At 43.3% G+C, this 24330-nt stretch carries 19 protein-coding genes and 5 tRNA genes; 9 read left to right on the forward strand and 15 right to left on the reverse strand.

Annotated features, from left to right (window positions below; all coding sequences use genetic code 11):
- The first annotated feature begins 45 nt into the window (after nucleotides 1-45).
- Both JFY49_RS01955 and JFY49_RS01960 read left to right on the forward strand, forming a co-directional pair.
- Nucleotides 46-1326, forward strand: a complete 1281-nt coding sequence (locus tag JFY49_RS01955; protein ID WP_086195422.1) for a hypothetical protein — start codon at nucleotides 46-48, stop codon at nucleotides 1324-1326.
- 450 nt (nucleotides 1327-1776) lie between these two features.
- Nucleotides 1777-2730 carry a 2-hydroxyacid dehydrogenase gene (locus tag JFY49_RS01960; protein WP_180043070.1) on the forward strand — a complete coding sequence of 318 codons (954 nt, stop codon included), beginning with the start codon at nucleotides 1777-1779 and terminating at the stop codon, nucleotides 2728-2730.
- A gap of 123 nt (nucleotides 2731-2853) precedes the next feature.
- Here the strand turns inward: JFY49_RS01960 and JFY49_RS01965 are convergent, their stop codons facing one another.
- The 6 genes from JFY49_RS01965 to glyQ form a co-directional block, all read right to left on the reverse strand.
- On the reverse strand, nucleotides 2854-3273 hold the full coding sequence (locus JFY49_RS01965; RefSeq protein WP_086195264.1) for a hypothetical protein: 420 nt from the start codon (nucleotides 3271-3273) through the stop codon (nucleotides 2854-2856).
- 207 nt (nucleotides 3274-3480) lie between these two features.
- Nucleotides 3481-3828 (reverse strand): hypothetical protein, encoded by a 348-nt coding sequence (locus JFY49_RS01970; protein ID WP_143222648.1) that lies wholly within the window; start codon nucleotides 3826-3828, stop codon nucleotides 3481-3483.
- Nucleotides 3829-4141: 313 nt separating this feature from the next.
- Nucleotides 4142-4531: a hypothetical protein gene (locus JFY49_RS01975; RefSeq protein ID WP_086195266.1), complete on the reverse strand. Its 390-nt coding sequence runs from the start codon at nucleotides 4529-4531 to the stop codon at nucleotides 4142-4144.
- A 67-nt stretch (nucleotides 4532-4598) separates the two neighbouring features.
- Nucleotides 4599-5435: an OST-HTH/LOTUS domain-containing protein gene (locus tag JFY49_RS01980; RefSeq protein ID WP_086195267.1), complete on the reverse strand. Its 837-nt coding sequence runs from the start codon at nucleotides 5433-5435 to the stop codon at nucleotides 4599-4601.
- Between the two features lie 68 nt (nucleotides 5436-5503).
- Nucleotides 5504-7573: a glycine--tRNA ligase subunit beta gene (gene glyS / locus JFY49_RS01985; RefSeq protein ID WP_086195268.1), complete on the reverse strand. Its 2070-nt coding sequence runs from the start codon at nucleotides 7571-7573 to the stop codon at nucleotides 5504-5506.
- Nucleotides 7573-8562 carry a glycine--tRNA ligase subunit alpha gene (gene glyQ, locus JFY49_RS01990; protein ID WP_086195269.1) on the reverse strand — a complete coding sequence of 330 codons (990 nt, stop codon included), beginning with the start codon at nucleotides 8560-8562 and terminating at the stop codon, nucleotides 7573-7575. The genes glyS and glyQ overlap by 1 nt, the downstream gene beginning before the upstream one ends.
- Nucleotides 8563-8766: 204 nt before the next feature.
- On the opposite strand from glyQ, the gene JFY49_RS01995 reads away from it, so the two are divergent.
- Nucleotides 8767-9867, forward strand: a complete 1101-nt coding sequence (locus JFY49_RS01995; protein WP_086195270.1) for an HPP family protein — start codon at nucleotides 8767-8769, stop codon at nucleotides 9865-9867.
- 89 nt (nucleotides 9868-9956) lie between these two features.
- Here JFY49_RS01995 and JFY49_RS02000 read toward each other — a convergent pair whose 3' ends face one another.
- A complete protein-coding gene (locus JFY49_RS02000; RefSeq protein WP_086195271.1) occupies nucleotides 9957-10220 on the reverse strand; it encodes a PspC domain-containing protein in 264 nt (87 codons plus the stop codon).
- Nucleotides 10221-10533: 313 nt separating this feature from the next.
- Between JFY49_RS02000 and JFY49_RS02005 the strand changes: the two genes are divergently transcribed.
- Nucleotides 10534-11139 (forward strand): hypothetical protein, encoded by a 606-nt coding sequence (locus JFY49_RS02005; RefSeq protein WP_086195272.1) that lies wholly within the window; start codon nucleotides 10534-10536, stop codon nucleotides 11137-11139.
- A 121-nt stretch (nucleotides 11140-11260) separates the two neighbouring features.
- Here JFY49_RS02005 and JFY49_RS02010 read toward each other — a convergent pair.
- The 7 genes from JFY49_RS02010 to JFY49_RS02040 form a co-directional block, all read right to left on the reverse strand.
- A tRNA-Lys gene (locus JFY49_RS02010) sits at nucleotides 11261-11336 on the reverse strand.
- Nucleotides 11337-11556: 220 nt separating this feature from the next.
- Nucleotides 11557-11632 (reverse strand) — tRNA-Lys (locus JFY49_RS02015).
- A gap of 58 nt (nucleotides 11633-11690) precedes the next feature.
- Nucleotides 11691-11766, reverse strand: a tRNA-Lys gene (locus JFY49_RS02020).
- 58 nt (nucleotides 11767-11824) lie between these two features.
- Nucleotides 11825-11900: transfer RNA gene (locus JFY49_RS02025), tRNA-Lys, on the reverse strand.
- Between the two features lie 23 nt (nucleotides 11901-11923).
- Nucleotides 11924-11999 (reverse strand) — tRNA-Lys (locus JFY49_RS02030).
- Between the two features lie 194 nt (nucleotides 12000-12193).
- Nucleotides 12194-14035, reverse strand: coding sequence for a long-chain-acyl-CoA synthetase (locus tag JFY49_RS02035; protein WP_086195273.1), 1842 nt, complete (start codon nucleotides 14033-14035; stop codon nucleotides 12194-12196).
- A gap of 196 nt (nucleotides 14036-14231) precedes the next feature.
- Complete coding sequence (locus JFY49_RS02040; RefSeq protein WP_200223538.1) at nucleotides 14232-17591, reverse strand: Rne/Rng family ribonuclease; 3360 nt, start codon at nucleotides 17589-17591, stop codon at nucleotides 14232-14234.
- 761 nt (nucleotides 17592-18352) lie between these two features.
- On the opposite strand from JFY49_RS02040, the gene JFY49_RS02045 reads away from it, so the two are divergent.
- Together JFY49_RS02045 and JFY49_RS02050 are read left to right on the forward strand one after the other, a co-directional pair.
- A complete protein-coding gene (locus tag JFY49_RS02045; RefSeq protein ID WP_086195275.1) occupies nucleotides 18353-19315 on the forward strand; it encodes an RluA family pseudouridine synthase in 963 nt (320 codons plus the stop codon).
- A 257-nt stretch (nucleotides 19316-19572) separates the two neighbouring features.
- The gene (locus tag JFY49_RS02050; protein WP_086195276.1) at nucleotides 19573-20241 is read left to right on the forward strand and encodes an HAD-IA family hydrolase; all 669 of its coding nucleotides are present in this window, start codon (nucleotides 19573-19575) and stop codon (nucleotides 20239-20241) included.
- A gap of 127 nt (nucleotides 20242-20368) precedes the next feature.
- Here JFY49_RS02050 and JFY49_RS02055 read toward each other — a convergent pair whose 3' ends face one another.
- Nucleotides 20369-20764: a hypothetical protein gene (locus JFY49_RS02055; RefSeq protein WP_086195277.1), complete on the reverse strand. Its 396-nt coding sequence runs from the start codon at nucleotides 20762-20764 to the stop codon at nucleotides 20369-20371.
- A 433-nt stretch (nucleotides 20765-21197) separates the two neighbouring features.
- Here JFY49_RS02055 and mhpD point away from each other — a divergent pair, with 433 nt between their 5' ends.
- Genes mhpD through dmpG form a run of 3 tightly spaced genes read left to right on the forward strand, consistent with a single transcriptional unit; the run spans nucleotide 21198 to nucleotide 23961 of the window.
- Entirely contained in the window at nucleotides 21198-21995 is a 798-nt protein-coding gene (mhpD, locus tag JFY49_RS02060) for a 2-keto-4-pentenoate hydratase (RefSeq protein WP_086195278.1), read from the forward strand.
- Nucleotides 21996-22033: 38 nt separating this feature from the next.
- A complete protein-coding gene (locus tag JFY49_RS02065) occupies nucleotides 22034-22930 on the forward strand; it encodes an acetaldehyde dehydrogenase (acetylating) (protein WP_086195279.1) in 897 nt (298 codons plus the stop codon).
- Between the two features lie 11 nt (nucleotides 22931-22941).
- A complete protein-coding gene (gene dmpG, locus JFY49_RS02070; protein ID WP_086195280.1) occupies nucleotides 22942-23961 on the forward strand; it encodes a 4-hydroxy-2-oxovalerate aldolase in 1020 nt (339 codons plus the stop codon).
- The last annotated feature ends 369 nt before the right edge of the window (nucleotides 23962-24330 follow it).

The following is a 24330-nucleotide window of genomic DNA, read 5'->3' on the forward strand; positions in this document are numbered from 1 at the left end:
TGTAGCATTGATTCTGATAAAGGGCCGATTTGCTTCGGTGTGGAAATGGATAAACACATTATTTTTGAAGACGAACAAATTCGTGCAATCTTTCTGAAAGGCTCATCGGATGAACTGATTTTTTCTTTTGGCGATTTAATTACCCGCGCCAAAGGACTGTCGATTAATGCGGAAAAATCACTGCATAAGTATAACTTTAACGTGATTGGCATTATGCCGAAGCAGAAATCCTGGTTTCCTGAAAGTTCGATGCGCGAGATGTTTGCCCAAATTCAGGAACTGATTGCACCGTTTAAAACCCGGATTGGCTATGGTGGTTCCATGGGCGGGTATGCGGTTATCAAGTATTCCAATCTTCTGGATTTAAAGCGCGTAGTGGCGCTGGTGCCGCAGTATTCCATCAATCCTGAAGAAGTCGAAGACCCGCGCTATAACATGTTCTTTCATCCTGAACAGAATGCCTATATGCGCATTCAGCCTCAGGATGTTGCAGCGGAACGTGAATATATTGTGGTCTATGACCCTTACTGTCCAGAAGACCGTGCGCATTATTTAAAACTTGAACAGGTGCTGCCAAAAATTCAGACCCTGAACCTGCCTTTTACCGGACACGATGCCATTGCGGTACTGGCCAATTCAGAACTGCTGCATGACTTTTTATTGCATGAGTTTGATGCTAGCTATTTTTATCGCAAAATCCGTCAGGTGAAAAAGAACAGCAAGTTTTACTATCGTAAAGTCATTGAAAACCTGTTGCCCCGACACCGCAATGCCTTGGGTTCGATTTTGGTGAATAATGATTTGCAGCTGGACAGCCAGTTTTTTGATGCCAAGTTAAAGAATAATTTACTCAGGGAATTGCTGCGCAATAAACAGGTCAGTCAGCAAGATTTACTGAAATTGGGCATACAGGTCAATTTGCCGCAGGAAAATCGCAGTCAGTTACTGGACTGTTTTGGTCATGGTCTGGTATTTAATGTGATTAGCCAGAAGATTGAAAGCTATGCGGCCAGTGCCATCGCCCTGAATCATAAATTTCTGATGCCGATCTTTGCCAAGGGCAGTGGATTGGTACACATTTCAATGAATGACGAACGTTTTATCGTGGCCATGAATGACCGGCAAGTGATGAAACTGTTCAGGGAACAGGAAGCTTTAGCCGCTGGGATGCATCCCTTGGTCATTAAAAAATATAGTGATTTTTATCTGCTTAGTTATAAGCATTTAAACTTGAGCAATAACGAATATGGTAGTCATGAGTTTGTGGAAGATGCTCCTGAAACTGCGCAATTTGTGACCCAGCCTGACCCGTTATCTGCGCTATAGCCTATAGATTCAGGGTTTAGCATGCACCCCAATTTGTTTTAATTTTGATCACTTTCTTTATCTTTAAATCGGTCTAAGATAGAACGGTAAGGCAAGTTCTTATGACTCAAAATTAAACAATAAATAACGGGTGCTTCAGGATGAAACGTGATTTTATACCGGCTGTACTTTTAACCCTCATCTCTATATTCATACCTTGCTATGCTTTCGCAGACAGTCTAGATCCGACTTATATCATTATGGGCGGGGGAATGCTTGTGGTGTTTGCCCTGGCAATTTATGTATTTTATGAAATCTACAAGTCGATTCAGCTGCATATCAACAAACCCACTAAATAGTGGGTTTTGTATTTTTCATCTCTAAATTTGGTTGAAAAAGAATGTAAAACTGGCTTTTAATGTCTGGGCAATAATTTTTAGATATTCATCAAACTCAGCCAAGGGAAGCAGCATGAAAGCCGTATTTTTAGATTATGAATCGCTGGATAAAAATGATCTGGATTTCAGTCAGCTTGAAGCTGTATTTGATGAGCTGAAACTTTTTCCAACGACGACCCAGGCACAGCTGCTCGAACGTGTACAAGAGGCAGAGGTCATTATCAGTAATAAAGTCGTGGTCGATGCTGCTACCTTGCAACAATGTCCACAGTTAAAACTGATTTTAATTTCGGCAACGGGCACCAATAATATTGATCTGGTTCAGGCACGTAAACAAGGCATTGTGGTATGCAACTGTCAGGGTTATGGCACCGCGGCAGTGGCACAGCATACTTTAAGCTTGATGCTGGCTTTAGCAACTTCATTACTCAAATACGACCGTGCCGTAAAGCAAGGCGAGTGGAATAAGGCTTCACAGTTCTGTCTGCTGGATTTCCCGATTATCGAGTTGTCTGGCAAAACGCTGGGTATTGTCGGTTATGGTGAATTGGGACAGGCTGTGGCAAAGCTGGCTGAAGCTTTTGGCATGATGGTTTTGGTCGGATCATTGCCGAACCGTCCAACTGATGCGAGCCGCGTACCTTTTGCAGAACTGTTGCCGCAAGTGGATTTCCTGAGTCTGCATTGTCCCTTAACTGACGATACCCGTGATTTAATTGATGCCCAAGCTTTCGATGCCATGAAACCAAGCGCATTTTTAATTAACTGCGCACGCGGTGGAATCGTCAATGAAGCTGCGTTGGCTGATGCCTTGCGTCAGGGCAAAATTGCCGGGGCTGCCACCGATGTGCTCACGGTTGAGCCGCCTAAACAAGGTAATGTGCTGTTAGCCGATGATATTCCCAACCTGATCATTACTCCGCATAGTGCATGGGGCAGTGTCGATGCACGGCAACGGATTGTGCAGCAGATGCAGCAGAACGTACTGGCCTTTAAAGCAGGACAGCCGATTCGACAGGTCAATTAATTTATCTTTTCAATCAGTCTCTCACACAGAGGCTGATTGCTTATAATCAACTTGATTTATAAATCGGCGTTGGTTTTACCTATACAGCTTGTACTTGAGCAGCCAGTCATATGTAGGTGCAAATTAATTACTGGTTGAAGACTCACTCAGCGGATGCGAAATAATCGGTGCAGGCTGATCATTTGGACTGCCGATAATATGATCCTTAGTTTCAGTTATTTTTTGATTGACCGTGGCTGCTGCGTGTTGTGACTTTTCTTTGGCAATGGCTGATTTTTCAGTGGCAAAGTCCTTGGTTTCTTCCCAGGCATTTTCGACTTTGGGTTTGACTTTGGCCACACCTTTTTGCGCCGCTGTATCCACCTTTTCCGCCGTGTTCTGAACCTTCTGCTGGGCCTTATGACCGAGCACTTTAAAGATATTGGGGTTATCCCCATAAGGTGCAGGGTGGCTGTGTGCTGGAGCTGTAGTACTGGTTTGAGCCAAAACAGAGGTGGATGCCAAAATGGCACTTGTAATCAATACCGTTTTCATCATTTTCATTGTAAGGATAATTCCTGTTCGAGTAATGGCTGCAATCTAATTCAATTTTCTATTGGATTTTATTCTAAGAGTGAATGATGGGGAAAATGTGGAATGTGGCGAAATTAATACAGATTCATTACATTTAAGCTCAATCTTCCGATTGTTTTATCCAAGAAAAAAAGCCCGTGAAAATGAGCTTTTTATACAGTCATTTAAAAAGATACCTTATTTTTCAATTTCCTGAGTGGGATCGGCTGAAGCTGCTTTTTCAGAATATGGATTCAGTTCCGCATGGGTTTGACCGTTAATATCCATATTGCTGGGATGTGAATGGTTGCTATTTTTACTTGGGATAGCATTTTTAGCGGCAAAGTTCTGGATGTTTTCTGGGGAGTCTGGCTTTGCAGTTCGAGTTTTACTCATCTCTTCTTTACTGCTATGAACGATGTCAGCAGTATTTTGATCACTGTGTTTAACTTTTAGCTCTGAAGTTGCTTTGGTGTCCGGGTTAGCAAAAAGGGAAGTACAAGCTAAAAGTGCTGTGCTCATCACTATTATTCTGATTGTTTTCATAGCCCGATTTATCCTTACATGATAAAACTCGAGTGTTTACCGAGTTATAAGAGCACCATCATAACCAGTTTAATGCGGGAGTTCGGAATCAGAGATTAAATTCACACGTTTTTGCAACACCGAATAACAATCTGCCTCGATATGTGAAAATGATTTACAAACTAAATTATATACGTTTTTGATTTTTATTCTTTTATAAGAATCGTGCTGCTTTAAGCCATACACTTGGAAGTTTAGTTTCTCTATCGCTTTGACTGTATAAAAAGAAAGAATCACCAAGTCCCAATAGATTCAGTGATTCTGATGGGGAGAGTTAGTTACATTGGGCTAAGGCATCTTTATGGAAATGATGGCGCAGGGCAAGGAAGTTTTTTTGTACTTCTGGGCTATGCAGGTCAAAATTATTGGCGGTGCTTGAGCCATCTTGGGCAAAGGTGGTTGCACCACCCGAAATTAGGGTATTGCCTTTAAATGACCAGTGTTCTATGGATTTTCCTGCTTTGAGGTTGCCGGTAAATTCAATCACGCATTTATCAATAAATTTAGTCAGTTTGGCTTTGTTATCCACTGTGTCTGGATAGACTTCCAGATTCTGAACTTCTTGTAATACGCCGGTTTCAAGTTGTGGGATTTTAGGCGCAGTTGTACACGCCGTAACAGCAATACCCGCAAGACCAGTCAAAATAAGCATTTTAAATTTCATATGATTCTTTCTTGTTGAGTGTTGTTAGTTTGAGTATAGGGAATCGGATGAAAATTGGCTATAAAAACTAGTTTTCAATTACTTCGAATATAGCTTCATCATAATTTATTTGGATTAACATTTTTTCACCTTTTGAGGTCGGCTCAATCTTAAGTAAAAACAATCCACTATTCAGTAATAAGTCATTAAGATTTTTGAAGCCATACTCTGTTTTGATTTTCTTATTAGCATTAGGAAATTTTTTGTTAATTGATACGCCTACTGTTGTAAGTGAAATCCAACCGTCATTTTTTTTATTGTTAATGATTAATTTTTCAATCTCTTTGTAAATCTCATCTGAAGGAAAGATGAAACGTGCTTTGAACAAATCAGATTTTAAAAAATCAATTTGAGTCTCTAAGCTTTTTTGAGCATTCAAACAATATTGCTCAAATTGATCTAAAAAAGGTTTATGTTTTTTCTCCAGATTTAATAGAAAATCGACAGCTTCTTTAGATTCATCGAGATTAGATAAATTATATTTTTCTTGAAAGTGATGTGCTATAAAATTTCGATCAGTAACAAATTCTTGAAATTGACTGTTTAGTCTTTGATGGTTATGTTCGCATAAATTAAAAGATATTTTCATATCTAGACGAAGAGTATTGTTAGGTTCAGTAATGATTGTATCTTCTTCTAGGGGATTCACGAGAAATAATGAATTTAAGGCTTTTGTACTTAAGCCACCTAAAGTTTGATTTTGAACAGATGGTTCTATAACCAGAGGTGAATTATTGGGCTTAGAAATAATAGTTTTATTTATCTTCATGAGGGTTTTTAGCCTCATTTCTATTGTTTGAAAACGAATAAGATGTTTTCCAAGTAAGGAATAAATTCTCTCTCTAATTTCTTCAATATTTTGCATTCTAAAAAATCATAAAAAACCCCACTCATTTATAGCGGGGTTTTTTATGATTTACAACCAATTATAGCTTAGTGCTGAAGCACCGAAATATCCGCAACCGCAGTAAATAAACCACGAAGCTGAGCGAGCATACGTAAACGGTTAGCTTTCAGGTCAGCATCATCAGCCATCACCATTACGCCATCAAAAAATGCATCCACTGGTGCACGAAGCGCAGCTAAAGCTGACAATGCAGCAGTGTAGTCCTTGGCAGCAAATAACGGCTCAACCACAGGCGTGATTTTCGCAAGTTCAGCGAATAATGCTTTCTCAGCATCTTCAACCAGATTCGCTTCAACCACAGCACCCTCAGGTGTTGCTTCTTTAGCCAAAATGTTGGCAACACGCTTGTTGGCAGCAGCAAGCGCAGCCGCTTCAGGCAATGCACGGAAGTGATTTACCGCAGTTACGCGTTTGTCAAAATCAAGTGGAGATTTTGGCGACAATGCTTGAACAGCTTGAATCACATCAACAGCCACGCCCTGGTCTTCGTATTTCGCACGGTAACGACCTTCCAGGAATGCAACAGCATCTGCCAAAGTCTTGTCATGGTCTTTCAATACATCGCCATATGAAGCTAAAGCAAGTTTGATTAGGTCTTCAATCGACACATCCAGCTCATTTTCAGTCACAAGACGTAAGATACCAATTGCAGAACGACGCAGTGCAAACGGGTCTTTAGAACCTGTAGGCGCTTGACCAATACCGAAAATACCGGTCAAGGTATCCAAACGGTCGGCAAGGGCAATGGTTGTACCAGTCTTGGTTTTCGGTAACACGTCACCTGCGAATTTAGGCAAGTATTGCTCACCCAAAGATTCAGCAACTTCAGCATTTTCACCTTCAAGACGTGCGTAGTAAGTACCCGCAATCCCTTGAAGTTCCGGGAATTCCCCAACAAGCTCAGAAGTTAAGTCACATTTCGCAAGCAGGGCGGCTTTTTCAGCGTCAGCAGGGTTCGCACCTGTGATCGGCGCTAACGCTACAGCCAATTTTGCAATACGAGTCGATTTATCCCAAAGTGTACCCAATTCAGCTTGGAACACCATGTTGGCCAGTTTTTCTTTACGCGATGCCAGCGGTTGCTTTTGATCTTGCAGGAAGAAGAACTCAGCATCTGACAAACGTGGACGAACCACTTTCTCGTTACCTTCAATAATTTGTGTCGGATCTTTCGACTCAATGTTTGACACAGTAATGAAGTAAGGTTGCAGTTTGTTGTCAGCATTTACCAAACAGAAGTACTTCTGGTTGTCCTGCATCGTCGTGATTAATGCTTCTTGCGGAACAGCAAGGAAACGTTCTTCGAAGCTTGCACGTAACGCAACAGGCCATTCAACCAATGCAGTCACTTCATCACGAAGGTCAGCTGGAACAATGGCAATAGCATTCACTTCATCAGCCAATGCTTTGACTTGCTGATCAATGATGGCTTGGCGTTCTTCAAACGACGCTACAACGTGCGCTGCTTTTAATTTAGGTAGATATTCATCTGCATTGGCTAAGCTAATGGCTTCAGGCGCATGGAAACGGTGACCATAAGTCACGTTGCCTGCTTTGTGATCCTGAATAGTTGCATCAATCACGTCGTTGTCTTTAAGTAACACTACCCATTTAACTGGACGTACGAATTCGGTACGGCTAGCCGCAGAACGCATGCGTTTAGCAATTGGTAGGTTGTCTAAAGCAGTTTGTAAAATTTGTGGCAGTAAAACGTCAAGGCTTTGACCTTTCACGTCTTTTAAATAGCACACTTTTTCAACTTTACCGGCCTGGAAAGTCGATACTTGATCAACCGTAATGCCTTGACCACGCATAAAGCCTTCAAGTGCTTTGGTTGGTTTGCCTTCAGCATCAAACGCTGCTTGTTTAGCAGGGCCGTCAAAACGTTTTTGTGTATCTGCTTGTGCGCCTTCTACATTGACAATTTTCAATGCCAGGCGGCGTGGTGCTGCATAAGCTTCAATTGAGTCGAAAGCCAGACCAGCATCTTTTAAGCCTTTTTCGGTTTCGGCCTGAAGGGCATCACGTAATTTTTTTAAGCTTTTTGGTGGGAGTTCTTCACAGCCAAGTTCAAATAAAACAGTATGTTTAGACATTATTTGTTCTCCGCTGCTTTTTCTGCTTGAGCTGCTTCTGCTTCAACTTGTGCTTTTAACTGCGCCAATACTTCGTCACGTAAATGTGGTTCTGCCATTGGGAAACCCAGTTTCGCACGTGCTGCCACGTAACTTTGCGCAATGGCACGCGCCAATGTACGGACACGTAAAATATAACGCTGACGTTCAGTCACCGAAATCGCACCGCGAGCATCCAGCAGATTAAAGCTGTGTGATGCTTTAATCACCTGTTCATATGCAGGCAATGGCAGTTCAGCTTCCATTAAGCGCGTTGCTTCAGCTTCGTAGAAGTCGAACAGCTCGAACATTTTGTCGACTGGTGCATATTCAAAGTTGTAAGTGGATTGTTCCACTTCATTTTGATGGAATACATCACCGTAAGTTACCGTACCGAACTGGCCTTTGGTCCAGACCAGATCGTAAACCGAGTCTACACCTTGCAGGTACATCGCCAGACGTTCCAGACCGTAAGTGATTTCGCCTGTCACCGGGTAACATTCAACACCACCGACTTGCTGGAAGTAAGTGAACTGGGTCACTTCCATACCGTTCAGCCAAACTTCCCAGCCCAAGCCCCAAGCACCGAGAGTTGGTGATTCCCAGTTATCTTCCACAAAACGGATGTCGTGGGTCAGGGTATCAATACCAATGGCTTTTAACGAATCGAGATAAAGCTGCTGGATATTGTCCGGGTTGGGCTTAAGCACCACCTGGAACTGATAATAATGTTGTAAACGGTTCGGGTTTTCACCATAACGGCCATCTTTCGGACGGCGTGAAGGTTGTACGTAAGCCGCGTTCCATGTTTCTGGTCCTAACGCACGAAGGAAAGTTGCAGTGTGGAATGTCCCTGCACCCATTTCCATATCGTAAGGTTGTAACACTACACAACCTTGTTCAGCCCAGTAGTTTTGTAAGGCAAGAATTAAGCCTTGAAATGTATCAATATGCGATATGGCGCGACTCATGTAGCATCCATTAAAATTAGAGAAAAATTGGCTCTAAGTATAAGGATTTTGCAAAGGTGTGGCAAAGGTTTCAGGACAAGAAATCAGCTGTTTAAAAATGATTCACAGATTTATTGATAAATATAAGATATAAAATAAATACATCTTTAATCGTTAGCATTCTATAATTTGCAACTTCTTCCCCAAAACAATAAAAGGCGTGCTGTGTTTCATTCCCGACTCGAATGGCTAAATACCCTAAAACCCAATTTCAAGATTCTTCCTTTGAAAGATCGCCTGCTATGCGGTTTGGGTGCATTACTTGGACTGACACTTTCATCTTTCATAAGTTGGTGGGTGTTGGGAGATATCAATGCATGGTATATCGCGCCGATGGGTGCATCTTCAGTATTACTGTTTGCCGTGCCTGCCAGTCCTTTGGCACAGCCGTGGAATATGGTGGTTGGCAATATCATTGCAGGAGTTATTGGGGTGACTTGTGCGGCCTATATTCCAAACCTGACTGAAGCCTTTAGTGTGGCGGTGGCATTGTCTATTTTTCTGATGATGACCACGGATTCCTTACATCCCCCGAGTGGGGCGGTGGCGATTACTGCCGTTTTAGGTGGCGAAGCGGTCCATGAGCTGGGATATTACTTTATTTTTTATCCGGTTTTATTAAATTCGGTCCTGTTGATGTTTGTAGCGATTATCTTTAACCGTCTTTTAGGAAAACAGTATCCACAAGTAGCACAAATCAACCAGCGTTCCAAAGACCCAACGCCCACGCAAAAAGTCACCATTCAACCGCAAGATATTCAGGCCACATTGGATCAGCAGACCGAGCTGCTGGATATTAGTGAATATGACCTGCAAAAAATTATTTTGGCCGCTCAGGAGAAAGCCAATGCCCGGGGTGTGAGCCAGTTCAAGTGTCAGGACATCATGACCAAAGACGTGATTAGCCTGAATGCAAATGATGATATCCATTCTGCACTGGATAAATTCAAACATATGAATTTGATGAGTCTGCCTGTGATCAATGCCCAGCAGCAACTGGTCGGTACGCTGGCTTTATATGAAGTGGTGGAATGGTTTAAGCGCGCAACCGATTTAAGAACCACATGGCAGCGTCAGGTCAAGGATATTATGGTTCGCCAAGTGGTCACCGTAAAGCCGGAGCAACCGATTCAGGACCTGGTGCCTTACTTTGTTGAGCGTTCATTTAACTATATTCCAGTGGTGGAAAAACAGAAAATGGTCGGCATTATTAGCCGTGCCGATATAATTGCGGCATTGAACCAGCAGTTGAATGTAGCGGCATAAAGCAGAAATGAAGCAAAAAAAAAGCTACGACTGATTGGGGGAAAAGTCGTAGCATAAAACGAACTCAACTCATGGAGTTCAACGGGATGTTAGCTATTTTGATCCGGATTTACCGTGCGGATCGGGTTGTTATAGGCTGATGTCTGACCAAACATGGTATTGGGCTGTTTAGGAATCACCAGCCACAAAATTAAATACACCAGGATTCCCGGAAATGCTGCGCTCATGACAGAAACCAGAACGAAAATAATGCGCAGTAAAGTCACATTCCAACCAAAACGTTCAGCAATACCGCCCATTACACCTGCAATCATGTTCTGACGCTTAGAACGATATAAACCAACATTGGCCATCTAGGTCTCCTTAATAAAAATAACAAAGCAGTTAAAACAACATGCTTATAATAAAAAAATGGAGATGAACCCTTCTTTTTAAAGGGGCATGCCATAAAAAATAGTTAATTTATGTAAAGCTAAGGGCTTAATTGCGAGGTCGTCATTTAAGATATGTTTTGTTGAATAAGTTGATTTATATGAATAAAAATCAACAAAATATTCCCATATGTGTGAGGGTAAAATGATGATCCGTGCTTTAGTCTTTATTGTGTACATCGGCAAATATGGCTATGGAAAGCCAAACAAAATTTAACTCTCAGGAGGGAGAGCGGTGTTTCGAAAAGCGAATTATTGTGGTTTTTTCTTGGGGGTGATTTGTGCAGCTTTGGTGGGTTGCAATAAGCCTTTAGAAGACTCTGTCGCGCAACAAATAAAAAAAGAAACTCCAACGAATAGCGATGAGCAGGCTAGAAGCCTGACTGATGTTGCAGGGCGGGCGACTGTTCCGGTGGAACAGGCAGAATCTAGAATCAAAAAAGCCATTCCAGACTGTGCCGAGCCTTATATTGGCCGTTATCAAGCCACGATCAGTTGTGATGATCCTTTTGTCAGATGTAAAGATGGTACAGCAGATTATATTATTAATTTACAGGAGGATGGAATTGCCCATCGCACCCTGATCCATTCGGGGCAAATCAGCTTCGCTTCAAATCTGTATCACCGGCAAGATCGCTGGTCTTATGATAGGCAAAATCATCAGGTGATTTTGCATCGCTCAAATGGGGTGGAATTTTTCTATGATATTGATAAAGATCAAAATCTGGTCATGGATTTGGACAAGATTGCGCATGCTTCTGTCTTAAACGAGCAATATTTTGCCGAAGGCAATCCCTTTCCACAACAGGCATATCGTTTGGTTAAAGAGAAAGTCAGTTAAAGAAAAATTGGATGTTGTTTTCATTTAATCAGACTTGCAATTCAAAAGGGGAGAAATGCTGCAAATGTGGAGCACTTTTTATTATATGGGCGTGTAGATATAAGATGAATAATAAAAAATCTGGTGGGTTGTGAGGGGCTCGAACCCTCGACCAATAGATTAAGAGTCTACTGCTCTACCAACTGAGCTAACAACCCTGAGCAAGGATTAGTGAACTTAAAGCATCGCTTTTAGGGTTCACCCGAGTGCAAGAAAAAATCTATGATTTTTAAAGGCGCATTAAAACACCGTATTTTGCAACATCGGTACAGCAAAATTTCGAGAATGGCGAATCAACCGAAACGGTGTGGTTTGTCTTGGTCGGAATATTGCAGGTTTCGTTTCTATTGTAGTACAGAAAGAAGCCCTAAGAAAGAATGGTGGGTCGTCCGCGATTCGAACGCGGGACCAACGGATTAAAAGTCCGCTGCTCTACCAGCTGAGCTAACGACCCATTCAGAAAAGGTGCTTTAAAAGCTAAAAAAGCTTCATGTCAGAAGCCTTTAAGAAGATGGTGGGTCGTCCGCGATTCGAACGCGGGACCAACGGATTAAAAGTCCGCTGCTCTACCAGCTGAGCTAACGACCCATTCAGAAAAGGTGCTTTAAAAGCTAAAAAAGCTTCATGTCAGAAGCCTTTAAGAAGATGGTGGGTCGTCCGCGATTCGAACGCGGGACCAACGGATTAAAAGTCCGCTGCTCTACCAGCTGAGCTAACGACCCATCTCTAGATCAATCAAAATAAGTGGTGGGTCGTCCGCGATTCGAACGCGGGACCAACGGATTAAAAGTCCGCTGCTCTACCAGCTGAGCTAACGACCCTGAACCAACATTCAGAACTTGTCCGAATGTGCAGTGCAAGAAAATAAAGAGTTTTCTCAACACCACTTCGTTTTGATGGAGCGTATTGTAGCAAGTTATCAAACGAGCGCAAGTAAAAATTAGCAAACTTGTTGATGTTTGATTATAAATACAACAAATTTGCCTAATCTTATAAAAAAATAGCGGTTCTGCAATTAGAAACGGTATTGATAGGCTTGAATATTGCTGAAGATTTCCGCAGTTAAATCACAATATTCTATCGCATTTGGCAGCAGGACCAGTAAACGCTCATCGGTCTTGTTGGGGTCGAAAGCCTGTTCTTTGAGGGTATTTTTTTGATATTTAAATGTGCCAGTCGTTTCTACTTGAGACTGAACACGTAAAAATACCGGAACAGCATAAGCCGGCAAACATTTTTTGAACTCGCTTGCCATTTGCTTTAAGTCTTGGGCAGTTAATTCTGCACCCTCATTCAAGGTAACGGCTGCCATGCCGGCACGACCATTGGTATGGGGAATTTCTACCCCGTAAACCACTGCCTCAGCAATTTTTTCATATTCACTGACTACATTTTCAACTTCAGTGGTAGACACATTTTCGCCTTTCCAGCGGAAAGTATCCCCGAGGCGATCTACAAACTGGGCATGACGGAAACCGATATCGCGTACTAGATCACCGGTATTAAAGAAAGCATCTCCATGTTTAAATACATCTTTCATAATGACGGATTTATTTTTTTCCGGATCGGTATAGCCGTCAAAAGGTGAACGGCGGGTAATTTTGCCCACCAGTAAGCCGACTTCACCTTTTTTCACTTTTTTACACCAGCCTTTGGCATCTCTCACCGGCTGATTACTTTCCTTATCAAATTCAATAATCGCATAAGGTGTTGGAGAGAAGCCGACCGTGTTGTCAAAGTTAAACACGTTACTAAAGCCTACATTACCTTCACTGGATGCATACAGCTCCAGTACCTCTTCAATGCCGAAGCGTTCCTTGAATTTATCCCAGATATTCGGACGCATGCCATTACCGATCATTTTGGTGACACGGTGGCCTTTTTCCAGTTCAGACGGGGGAGCATCCATTAAATAGCGGCAGAGTTCACCGACATATCCAATGGCTGAGGCATCAAATTTTTTGACATCTTTCCAGAAGGCAGAGGTTGAGTATTTGCGGCGTAATGCAAATGTTGCACTGCTTGCAATCACGCCACACCAGCACACCACAATACCGGTGGCATGATACAGCGGCAGGGTGCAGTACATGACGTCATCATGTTTTAAATCCAGCACGTGACCATAGGTGCCATAAGCCAAAGTCCAGCGGCTATGGGTGAAAATGACCGCTTTAGGCAGGCCGGTTGTGCCTGAGGTATAGATGTAAAATAAGCCATCTTTACCTTGAATGGTGTGCGTGGTCGAAGTATTAAATTTTGGAAATTGGTCGGCTTTTTCCGCCAGGTTGGTCCAGCCCTGAGGTGCTTTGCCGGCATCCACCTGTGTAGCTTGATCGGCAAACCAGTGAAAACGGTCTGTTGCCAGTTCTAGATCCTGACGAACGTCTTCTACAGCTGCACGGCATTCTTCACCGGCAATTACGGCAATCGGCTTGACCAGATTGATACTGTGGGTCAGTGCTTTACCGCTTTGTGAAGTGTTGACCAAAGCAGAGGTGACGCCAATTTTTGCCAGGGCGATAACTGTAGCAATCAGTTCCGGACGGTTTTCTACCATCACCGCAATCACATCGCCTTTTTGTGCACCGAGTGATAAATAGAAGTGTCCAATTTGGTTGGCCCATTCATTCAGTTCCTGATAACTGAATTTCTGATCTTCAAATAATAAAGCCATGCCGTGCGGATTATGTTTTACCGCTTTTTCAAAGGCAATACCCAAGCCTGCTGGAGTATTGGATGTGCGCAAATAGGCTTGTTTGAGACCACTCAATAAATGAGGGACTTTGCTGATGAATTTAGGTATTTTTGCTGCAACATCCGCAATACCAATAAGATCGCTCGGTGTAGTGTGGTTCATATGAATCCTATTTATTTTTTCATAATCCAATACAGTCTATTTGTTCGCAATACGCTTGCTGTGATTTGTACACTTGTCTTTTAATCGTTTCAATCTAGTGCAATCAACCTAATCTGACAAAAGTATCAAAAAAAACCTAGTCACCGGAATGACTAGGTTTTTTTATTTCACTGCACTAGAGCTAATTTAAAACAAATTACGACTCATTTACAGGTGTTGCTTTCTTTGGTGGACGACCGCGAGGACGACGAGGACGGACAGGTTTATCTCCATCTTCCCCTTCGGTTTTTTCAGCTTCTGCGGTTGGCTCGACCTGAGTTTGTGCGTCCTGAGTAGCTTCTACCGCCAATTCAGCCTGTACGGGTTCAGCAGCCTGTACGGTTTCCTCTGTAGCAATTACCGTTTCAGCAGCAACAACAGTTTCTGCAGTAGGTTCAGCAACTACTTCAGTCACAACAGGCTCGGCCACTTCGGCTGGCGCTGTTTCTGCTTCTGTTACAGCAACAGTTTCTGTCGGCATTGCTTCAGTTGGAGCAGTTTCAGGTTGACTATGCGCCTGCTTTGCTTGCTCTAAAGCTTGTTCAGCAGCCTGTTTTGCCAGACGGCGACGTTCACGTGGATCATTTGCTACACGTTTGTCAGACACCGGTTTTGGTGGTGTCAAGTCCAACACTGGTGCAGGTTCTGCTTCAGGTGCGGCTTTGGTGACTGCTACATCGCGTGTTACCGGGTGTGCTGGTGCTTCAGTTGCCTGAGTCGCGATTGTTGCAGCATATTGCTCGGTAAATTTCACCAGGGCACGGTTGAACGTTGGAATTAAACCAAATTGTTCAATCAGTACTGAACAATCTTCACCATAGACATGGCGAATGAGACTGATCACGGTGTATTGACCCAAAGTTGGAACCTGAGAAGGGCTTAGCTTCGGTGCCTGAGCCTGTCTTGCCTGAGCTTCACGTTTTTGGCGACGACGCATACGCGGATCGTTGCTGGCACGTTTTTCTGCAGGACGTGGCTTGTGTGGTTCATGAGTTTCAGCTGCAGCAGGTTTTTCTTCCTGCGCGACCACTGGTTTCTCGATGACCGGCACTTGTGCTTCAACCGTTACAGGAGCAGCCTGAGTAATTGGTGCTTCAACTACAGCAGGTGCTGAGTTTAATGCAACAATTTCGGTTTTTGCCTCATCAACATTGACCAGCAATGCAGTTGGCAGAACTTCCTGACGAGGTGTATCAATCACTTCGACTTTAGGTTCCCGTTCATTTACGACTACAGCAGCTGCGGTTTGTTGCACTGACTGTTCGTTTAATACGCTCTGATCGCGGTGGCGATTTGGGCGTTCTGGACGTTGCTGGTTACGACGGTCACGGCGTGGTACAGCATTTTGCTCGGTTTGCTGGTCAGCATGTTGTTCAGCGTGTTGACGACGAGAAGGGCGCTTGTTTTCACGTGAATCCTGGCGCTGTTCCGGACGTTGTTCTTGACGTTGCTCATGACGGGAAACCTGAACAATTTCTTCATGCACTTGATTTTGCTGATTGTCGTACTGAACTTGTTCACGTTGCTCTTTAGGCTTGTTACGCTTTTTATTGTGACGTTGCGATTTTTCTTCCTTGTCAGAATATTTATCTGCAACTTCACGCTGTTCCTGTTTGTTACTGGCAGGAACATTTGGCGTTAAGTAAGCATTGCTGCTCGTTGCCGCAACAGGTACGGTCTCGACAGCTGTTGCCATCTGACCGAATTGACCGCGGCTCACGGCACCCGCATTGACCATTTGCTCGATGGCAGCAGCAGCGTTGTTAGCAGTGCGTGCTTGATCTACAGTGGTTGCCTGTTTTTGTACAAACAGGTTTTCTAACCAGGCACATGGACTTGTAGACGGTGCAGCAGGGGCAGCGGCTTGAGTTTGTTGCTGAATAGCAGGTTGCTGCTGTTTTTTCTTGTTGTTGCGCTCTGGCTGGCTTGAAGCTTGTTGAGCAGCTTGCTGGACTTGTTGCTCTTCACCTAAATGCCATTCAGATGCTTCATAACCCAACTCTTTTTCACTTGAACGGGTTGCTTCGGTACGTTCATAGCTGGTTGGGGCAAAACCTTCAGGATTATAGGAAATTTCGTAATGTGGTGTTTCCAGATGCGGGTGAGGCAATACGGTTACACGGACATTCGATGTTTGTTCTAAGTAAACCAGGCTGTGACGCTTTTCATTCAATAAGAATGCGGCAATTTCAACTGGAACTTCAACTTGAACTTCACCGTGGCGTTCACGTAGTGCAATTTCTTCCACTTTACGCATAATCGACAATGATAAAGAGCGTAAGTCACGTACCATGCCTGTACCATGACAGCGTGGGCAAACGTAACCGGTTGCTTCTTCCAGCGATGGACGCAAGCGTTGACGGCTCATTTCCATTAAGCCAAAACGTGACAATTGACCGAACTGGATGCGGGCACGGTCGCTTTGGGTGGCTTCACGCAGTTTCGCTTCCACCATGCGCTGGTTGCGGTCTTTGGTCATGTCGATGAAATCGATCACCACCAAGCCACCGATATCGCGTAAACGCAGTTGACGCGCAATTTCTTCTGCTGCTTCTAAGTTGGTGTTTAAAGCAGTGTCTTCAACGTCGTGACCACGGGTCGATTTAGCCGAGTTAATATCGATCGACACCAAAGCTTCGGTCTGGTCAATCACGATTGAACCGCCAGAAGGAAGTTTTACTTCACGTTCATAAGCGGTCTGAATCTGGCTTTCAATACCGAAATGGGCAAATAAAGGCTCATTTAAAGTATAGGTTTTGAGTTTGTCGATTTGACGTGGCATTACTGCTTTCACGAAGTTATAAGCTTCATTGTAGGCTTGTTCTGAGTCAATCAGGATTTCTGCAACATCATCACGTAAGTAGTCACGAATTGCGCGTGTTACCACACCGGCTTCTTGATGGACCAGCATGGGTGATGGGCCAGAACTTGCGGTGTTTTGGATTTGTGCCCAAAGATCCATCAAGTGCTGTAAATCAAGTTGCAATTCTTCTTGCGAGCGGCCAATACCTGCGGTACGCACAATCACGCTCATGCCACGCGGAATATTCAGTGAGGCCAACATTTCTTTCAGTTCTTCACGCACTGAACCGGAAATTTGACGGCTGATACCGCCACCTTTCGGGTTGTTTGGCATAAGCACCAAATAACGGCCAGCAAGCGAAATGAAGGTAGAAAGGGCAGCACCTTTATTACCACGTTCTTCTTTTTCCACCTGTACTAAAAGTTCGGTACCTTCAGTGATCAATTCGCGGATATTTGAAGTTTGGCGAGGATCTGCCTTGTAATACGAGTTTGCGATTTCACGCATGGACAGGAAGCCTTGACGGCCTGCACCATACTCTACAAAAACAGCTTCTAAAGAAGGTTCAACGCGAGTGACGTGACCTTTATAGATATTGGATTTTTTTTGTTCACGGGTACGATTTTCTAGATCGAAATCGTAAAGACGCTGACCAGTGACAAGTGCAACGCGAATCTCTTCGGCATGTGTTGCATTAATCAACATACGTTTCATGGGTGTAACACCTAATAGTGATACACAGCAGGACATCGCTATACACGTAGCGAACATCACACATTACGGATCAACACCCAGATCTCAAAATGACGCAATTGTGGTCTGAGCTTTTTTACCGGCCTTTTTTTGGGCTGCGGTTTTTTGATTCACGTATTGAAGATGGCAATACGGCTTCAATCTTATAAACGATTAAAGTCACCTGAACGATTCACTGGCGGACAAACGGTGCATTAGATGTGAGTAACTTTCACTGTCACGTAGCTTGAAGATCGTCCCTTCATTAATTCATGATCGGGCGTCTTGATACGGAATTATCATCGTATCTTTGCTTTATGTGCAGATCCAATGCATCAACGTTGTAGCCTGAATGCGACTTCAGGGTGCGACTAATCTGATGTGTATCAGTTTACGTTTAAAAACCAACTAGGTTGGCGACATATTTTTTAGGGCAAACTGATTTATGTACGAAGTACAATTAAACGCAACAGTTTGCTTTTTTGCCGATATAATAAGCCTTCGGCGTCGGCATATTCTTTAGGGACCTTTCCGTATTTAATGTGAATGGTGAAATTTAATATTGAGCTTCAAAAAAGATTGAAGTGATTAAATTTTTTCACACTAACGGTGGTATCCGTGCGCTGACTATATCAAACCTTGCATCATCTGCCTATGGGCTAAGCTTATCTTTCTTGTGTAAAGCATAGCCCAAGTGATCAGTTTTTAATCAATTTTAGTATTTTTTGGGTCATCGTAACTGTATGAATTCTACGCAAGAATGGCAAAGTGTCACCTGGTTTGAAGTGGACGAGCATCAATTGGGTCAACGCATCGACAATTTTTTATTTTCCAGACTCAAAGGTGTGCCAAAAAGTCGGATTTATCGTTTAATCCGTGAAGGACAGGTTCGGGTCAATAAAAAGCGCGTTAAGGCGGAAACCAAACTGAATATTGGCGACCAGATCCGCGTCGCACCGATTCGTTTTGAACCTAAAGATGAAACGGCGGCACCGGTATCGGACAAGGTGGCACAAAGCCTGCTTAGCCGTGTGGTCTATGAAGATGAAGGGCTGATGGTGATCAATAAGCCTTCAGGCATTGCTGTGCATGGTGGTAGCGGTGTGGCCTATGGGCTGATTGAAGGTCTGCGTGCAGCCACTGGTAAGAAATATCTGGAGCTGATTCACCGTATTGACCGCGACACGTCTGGTCTGGTAATGATCAGTAAAAAACGCAGTACCTTAAAAACGCTGCAAGATTTATTGCGTGAACACAAAATCAAAAAAACCTATGCCGCGATTGTGAAAGGACAGGTGAGTCTGGATCAGCAACTCATTGATCAGCCTTTGCATCGTTATGAGCTAGCCAATGGCGAACGTCGGGTCCGTGTTTCTAAAGAAGGCAAGGACAGTAAAACCCAGTGGAAGGTAGCAGAGCGTTTCATGCATGGCACATTGGTCTATGCTTCACCGCTATCAGGCCGTACTCATCAGATTCGTGTACATGGTTTAAGTATTGGTCATCCTTTAATTGGCGATGATAAATACGGTCATGAGACTGAATATAAGGGGCCAAAGCCGCGCCGTTTATGTTTACATGCCATGCGTCTGGAAATTCCGGGTTATCCGATCATTGAAGCACCTTTGCCTGAAGATATGCAGAGTTTGGTGGCGCAGTTAAGAGCGCAGAAAAAAGATAAACCGGTCGTTACTTTTGACGACTAGTAAGTTTTAATCCTCTCCCTGAGCAGCATTGCTGCGCAAGTCTCCTTTCTTGCACGTCGTTTAAAGCAGTGCTTTAAACTCGTTCAGGAGAGGGGACATCACCTAAAATATTCTGTCATTAACTCAGACTTTGTGTAGTCAGTATTTTGATTTAGTAAAAAATGAATGACTAAGCAAAAGGGTTTCCCTCTCCTTGTAGGAGAGGGCTAGGGAGAGGTGAACAATTAAATACTGAATCAAATACTAGGAAAACATTTATGAACACACCTGTAAAACTGGTCATTTTCGATTGGGATGGCACTTTATTTGATTCGGTCGGTCAAATCGTGGCGAGTTTGCAGTTCGCGGCACAACAATTCCAGCAACCTTTAACCGCTGAAGATGCCAAAAGTATTATCGGGCTAGGTTTACCGGAAGTCGCACAGCGTTTATTTCCGGCTGTGCCTAAGTTACATGCCGATATTTTACAGTCCTATTCAGAGCACTATGTTGCCAACTCAACTGGTGATCAATGGTTCGCTGGTGTTGCCGACATGTTAGAAGCATTGGCTCAAGCGGGGGTGAAACTCGCAGTCGCTACAGGCAAAAGCCGTAAAGGTCTGGATCGTGTTTTGAAGCAGACACAAAGCATGGAGCTGTTCGCGGCGACACGTGCGGCCAGTGAAACCCGATCTAAGCCACATCCTTTAATGCTGGAAGAAATTCTGACCCAAACTGGTGTCCAGGCTGAACATGCGATCATGGTTGGTGATACTTCCTATGATCTGGAAATGGCACAAAATATTGCCATGCCGCGTATAGGGGTAAGTTATGGGGTACATACTCCGGAAGTCCTTGCCCGCTATCATCCGCTGGCCATTGCAGATGAGGTCGCAGATTTGCATCAGCTTTTATTAAACCATGTGAATTTGAAACAGGCGGTTTGATCCAAGCTGAAGACTAAAAAGGGTGATGTAAAGTCACCTTTTTTTGAACTTCTTTCATAAGGGTCTTTTATTTACCCCGATGGAAGAAATAAAGAGGGTCTCGGTAGTGATGCAACAAGTTTCATCTTTATTTCATTCTAAATTTTTGTAGTTCCGGTTTGTGATTTCCCCAGCCAGTCCAGTAATCGGTAACAGTGACCGTTTTATTCTGAATACTCATGATTTTATAAATATAGTTACGGGGCGGTGAAATTTCATTGGGACGAATCACTTCAGTCATGACAAAAATTTCTGGTGCAATCCAGGTAATACGCCAGGCATCTTTATTATAGTAGCCGTGGCTGCAGTCCATTTCATTTTGCCATGCTGCAGCAGTCGCCTGGGCATTAAATTTTAAGCCTGCGCATTCAGCATCCGCTAAAACAAGGTATTTGCCTTTTAGTGACTGCTGATAATTCTGTGCGAAAGTTGAGCAGGAAAGGATGCTCAGTAAAATTGTACTGAAAATGGTTTTATGGTTCATAAAGTAGCTGTAGTTTGTTGATTTTAAAAAATATAAATAACATTTTTAGGTCTGCTGAAATAGGGTTTTTGTACTCAAAATAAGCATTCAATCTAGTCTTTTAGTCGTAGATCGATGGTTATTTCATGAATCTGACAATCTGACATTAAGTTCATATGGGAAAACAGTTTTTATATTTGGTTCATATGGCTGTTTTTTTTAAATAAAACCAAGTTAATTTATAGGAATTAGCTATTGTCATAAATAAAATAAGTATTGGCATAAAAAGCGCAATTTTCCGATTCTAAAACTGTTTATACATATACGCGTTTGCCAAGATGGGCAGCAGCCCTTTGCTGATGGCTTTGATCAGTTCACAGATTTCTTCTTGTTGTTCATCGCATTTCCATCGATAACGGTATAAGTCCAATTTTTGCAGTTTAAGGAAACATTGATGTCGAATTCTGCTGTTGTTGAATCAGTTGCGCAAGCATTACGTAACGCTGAATTATCAAAAACTGCGATTGCCCCTGTTCGCCCGCAACTTGGTGGCGAAAGTGCTGACGTGGATATCGCATACGCCGTTCAGGAAGTAAATACAGAGCGCGCATTATCTGAAGGTCGTCGTTTGGTTGGCCGTAAAATTGGTTTGACCTCTAAAGTTGTGCAAGCGCAGCTGGGTGTAGACCAACCGGACTTCGGTATGTTGTTTGCTGACATGGCTTATGGTGATGGCGAAGCGATTCCAGCGGGTCTATTGATTCAACCCAAAGTTGAAGCAGAAATCGCGTTAATCATCAACAAAGATTTAACCCAAGAAAAACACACTTATGCAGACATTATCAGTGCGACTGAATATGCACTGCCTGCTGTAGAAGTAGTCGATAGCCGGATTGAAAACTGGAAAATTTCATTGATTGATACGGTTGCAGATAACGCTTCTTCTGCGGCTTATGTTTTGGGTTCACGTCCTGTGAAACTTGAAAATCTTGATCTTGTAAATTGCAAAATGACCATGAAACGCGGTGAAGAAGTCGTGTCTCAAGGCGTTGGTAAAGCATGTCTGGCTAACCCGTTAAACGCTGCGGTTTGGCTGGCGGATGAAATGGTACGTCGTGGTCGTCCTTTACTTGCAGGCGACATCATCCTGACAGGTGCATTAGGTCCTATGGTTGTCGCTAACCCGGGTGATGAATTCGTGGTTGAAATTGAAGGTTTTGGTTCTGTAACTGCTGCATTCGCTGCTGAATAAGTCCAGATTTTAAGAGCGTTTTTTAAGAGAAATTGTTCATGAAGAAGATTAAATGTGCATTGATCGGTCCAGGCAACATTGGTACTGACTTGCTATATAAATTACAACGCAGTGAATTTCTAGAGCCAGTATGGATGGTGGGTATTGACCCAACTTCTGAAGGTTTGGCACGTGCTGCGAAAATGGGTTTAAAAACCACTGCTGACGGTGTAGACGGTTTACTTCCTCACGTTCTGGAAGACGACATCAAAATTGCATTCGATGCAACTTCTGCCTACGTTCACGCTGAAAACAGCCGCAAGTTGAATGAACTTGGCGTGTTGATGATTGACTTGACGCCTGCTGCGATCGGTCCATTCTGTGTACCACCAGTAAACCTGGAAGCTTTGTTAGACGCGGGCGAAGTACCAAACGTAAACATGGTAACTTGTGGTGGTCAGGCAACGATTCCTATGGTTGCAGCAATTTCACGTGTTCAAGCAGTTGAATATGGTGAAATCATTGCTACTGTATCGACTAAATCTGTAGGTCCAGGTACACGTAAAAACATCGACGAATTCACTCGTACTACAGCCGGTGCGATTGAAAAAGTTGGTGGTGCTAAAGCGGGTAAAGCGATCATCATTATTAACCCGGCAGAGCCACCACTGATGATGCGTGATACGGTTCACTGTCTGGTTGAAGGCGAACCAGATCAGGCGGCAATCACAGAATCTGTGCATGCGATGATCAAGGAAGTTCAAAAATACGTGCCAGGTTACAAACTGGTAAACGGTCCAGTATTTGATGGTAACCGTGTATCCATCTTCCTGGAAGTTGAAGGCCTGGGCGATTACCTGCCTAAATATGCCGGTAACCTCGACATTATGACTGCAGCAGCTGCGCGTACCGCAGAAATGTTTGCAGAACGTGTTTTAAACGCAGTTGAAGCATAAGGAGCATCTTCATGTCTAAGATTATTATTAATGATATGACTTTACGTGATGGCATGCATCCTATGCGCCATCAAACTACACCTGAGCAAATGGTTGCGATTGCAACTGCTCTGGATGATGCAGGTGTCCCTTTAATTGAAGTTACACACGGTGACGGCTTGGGCGGTAACTCTGTGAACTACGGTTTTGCAGCGGCAACCGATGAAGAATATTTGAAGGCAGTGATTCCAAACCTGAAACAGGCAAAAGTATCTGCACTTTTACTGCCGGGTATTGGTACGGTTGATCACTTGCAAATGGCGCATGATGTTGGTGTTTCTACCATTCGTGTGGCAACGCATTCAACTGAAGCTGACGTTTCTGAACAGCACATTACTGCTGCACGTAAACTCGGTATGGACACTGTGGGCTTCTTGATGATGGCACACATGGCTTCTCCAGAAAAACTGTTGGAAGAAGCACAAAAAATGGTGTCTTACGGTGCAAACTGTATCTATGTAACGGATTCTGCAGGTTACATGCTTCCTCAAGACGTGACTGACCGCGTAGGTATTTTACGTGCCAACCTGGGTTCAGACATCGAAATCGGTTTCCATGGTCACCATAACCTGGGTATGGGTGTTGCAAACTCTGTATCTGCTGTGACTGCTGGTGCAACGCGTGTTGACTTGGCTTCTGCTGGTTTAGGTGCAGGTGCAGGTAATACACCACTTGAACTGTTTGTTGCGGTTGCTAACCGTATGCAAATTGAAACCGGTGTAGACTTGTTTAAGGTTCAAGACGTTGCAGAAGATCTGATCATTCCAATGATGACCCATCAGATTCGTGCTGACCGTGACGCAGCGACTTTAGGTTATGCGGGCGTTTACTCTTCATTCCTGTTGTTTGCTAAACGTGCAGAAGCGAAATATGGAGTATCTGCGCGTGAAATCCTGATGGAACTGGGTCGCCGTGGTACTGTAGGTGGTCAGGAAGACATGATTGAAGACTTGGCATTGACCATGTCTAAAGCTAAAGAAGCTAATGCTTAATCTGCTTTAAGTTGAAGCAAAAAAAAAGCGTCCGAAAGGGCGCTTTTTTTATGGCTAGACCTTGATTTTACACTTGAGTTTATAGATAAAAAATATCATATCATAGGATAGTTATATTAATATAATCAATTATTTAAGTGGTTTTAGTTCTGGGTTAAACTTAAAAGCGATTAATCAATTTTTTTTTGCGGTCAAAAAGCCTAGGTTATTTAAAAATAAACACTGAAACAAAGGTTTAACAAAAATGAAATGAAAGGAAGATAAAATGACTTATTGTTTAAAGTTCTTAACGTGATTTGAATCACTAAAATAAAAAAAAGCAGAAATAGCCATAAAGGCAATAAATCTTAATACTCTGGTCGGATTTCG

It is taken from the genome of Acinetobacter sp. CS-2, assembly GCF_016599715.1.
GTDB lineage: Bacteria > Pseudomonadota > Gammaproteobacteria > Pseudomonadales > Moraxellaceae > Acinetobacter.

Bases quoted from the DNA above. Each gene is read 5' to 3' on its own strand.
- JFY49_RS02040 (WP_200223538.1), bottom strand. From the start codon at position 17,591: ATGAAACGTATGTTGATTAATGCAACACATGCCGAAGAGATTCGCGTT.
- JFY49_RS01970 (WP_143222648.1), bottom strand. From the start codon at position 3,828: ATGAAAACAATCAGAATAATAGTGATGAGCACAGCACTTTTAGCTTGT.
- JFY49_RS02000 (WP_086195271.1), bottom strand. From the start codon at position 10,220: ATGGCCAATGTTGGTTTATATCGTTCTAAGCGTCAGAACATGATTGCA.
- glyS (WP_086195268.1), bottom strand. From the start codon at position 7,573: ATGTCTAAACATACTGTTTTATTTGAACTTGGCTGTGAAGAACTCCCA.
- JFY49_RS01975 (WP_086195266.1), bottom strand. From the start codon at position 4,531: ATGAAATTTAAAATGCTTATTTTGACTGGTCTTGCGGGTATTGCTGTT.
- dmpG (WP_086195280.1), top strand. From the start codon at position 22,942: ATGTCTAAGATTATTATTAATGATATGACTTTACGTGATGGCATGCAT.
- mhpD (WP_086195278.1), top strand. From the start codon at position 21,198: ATGTCGAATTCTGCTGTTGTTGAATCAGTTGCGCAAGCATTACGTAAC.
- JFY49_RS02065 (WP_086195279.1), top strand. From the start codon at position 22,034: ATGAAGAAGATTAAATGTGCATTGATCGGTCCAGGCAACATTGGTACT.
- JFY49_RS02050 (WP_086195276.1), top strand. From the start codon at position 19,573: ATGAACACACCTGTAAAACTGGTCATTTTCGATTGGGATGGCACTTTA.
- JFY49_RS01955 (WP_086195422.1), top strand. From the start codon at position 46: ATGGATAAACACATTATTTTTGAAGACGAACAAATTCGTGCAATCTTT.
- JFY49_RS01960 (WP_180043070.1), top strand. From the start codon at position 1,777: ATGAAAGCCGTATTTTTAGATTATGAATCGCTGGATAAAAATGATCTG.
- JFY49_RS02055 (WP_086195277.1), bottom strand. From the start codon at position 20,764: ATGAACCATAAAACCATTTTCAGTACAATTTTACTGAGCATCCTTTCC.
- JFY49_RS01965 (WP_086195264.1), bottom strand. From the start codon at position 3,273: ATGAAAATGATGAAAACGGTATTGATTACAAGTGCCATTTTGGCATCC.
- glyQ (WP_086195269.1), bottom strand. From the start codon at position 8,562: ATGAGTCGCGCCATATCGCATATTGATACATTTCAAGGCTTAATTCTT.
- JFY49_RS02035 (WP_086195273.1), bottom strand. From the start codon at position 14,035: ATGAACCACACTACACCGAGCGATCTTATTGGTATTGCGGATGTTGCA.
- JFY49_RS02045 (WP_086195275.1), top strand. From the start codon at position 18,353: ATGAATTCTACGCAAGAATGGCAAAGTGTCACCTGGTTTGAAGTGGAC.
- JFY49_RS01980 (WP_086195267.1), bottom strand. From the start codon at position 5,435: ATGCAAAATATTGAAGAAATTAGAGAGAGAATTTATTCCTTACTTGGA.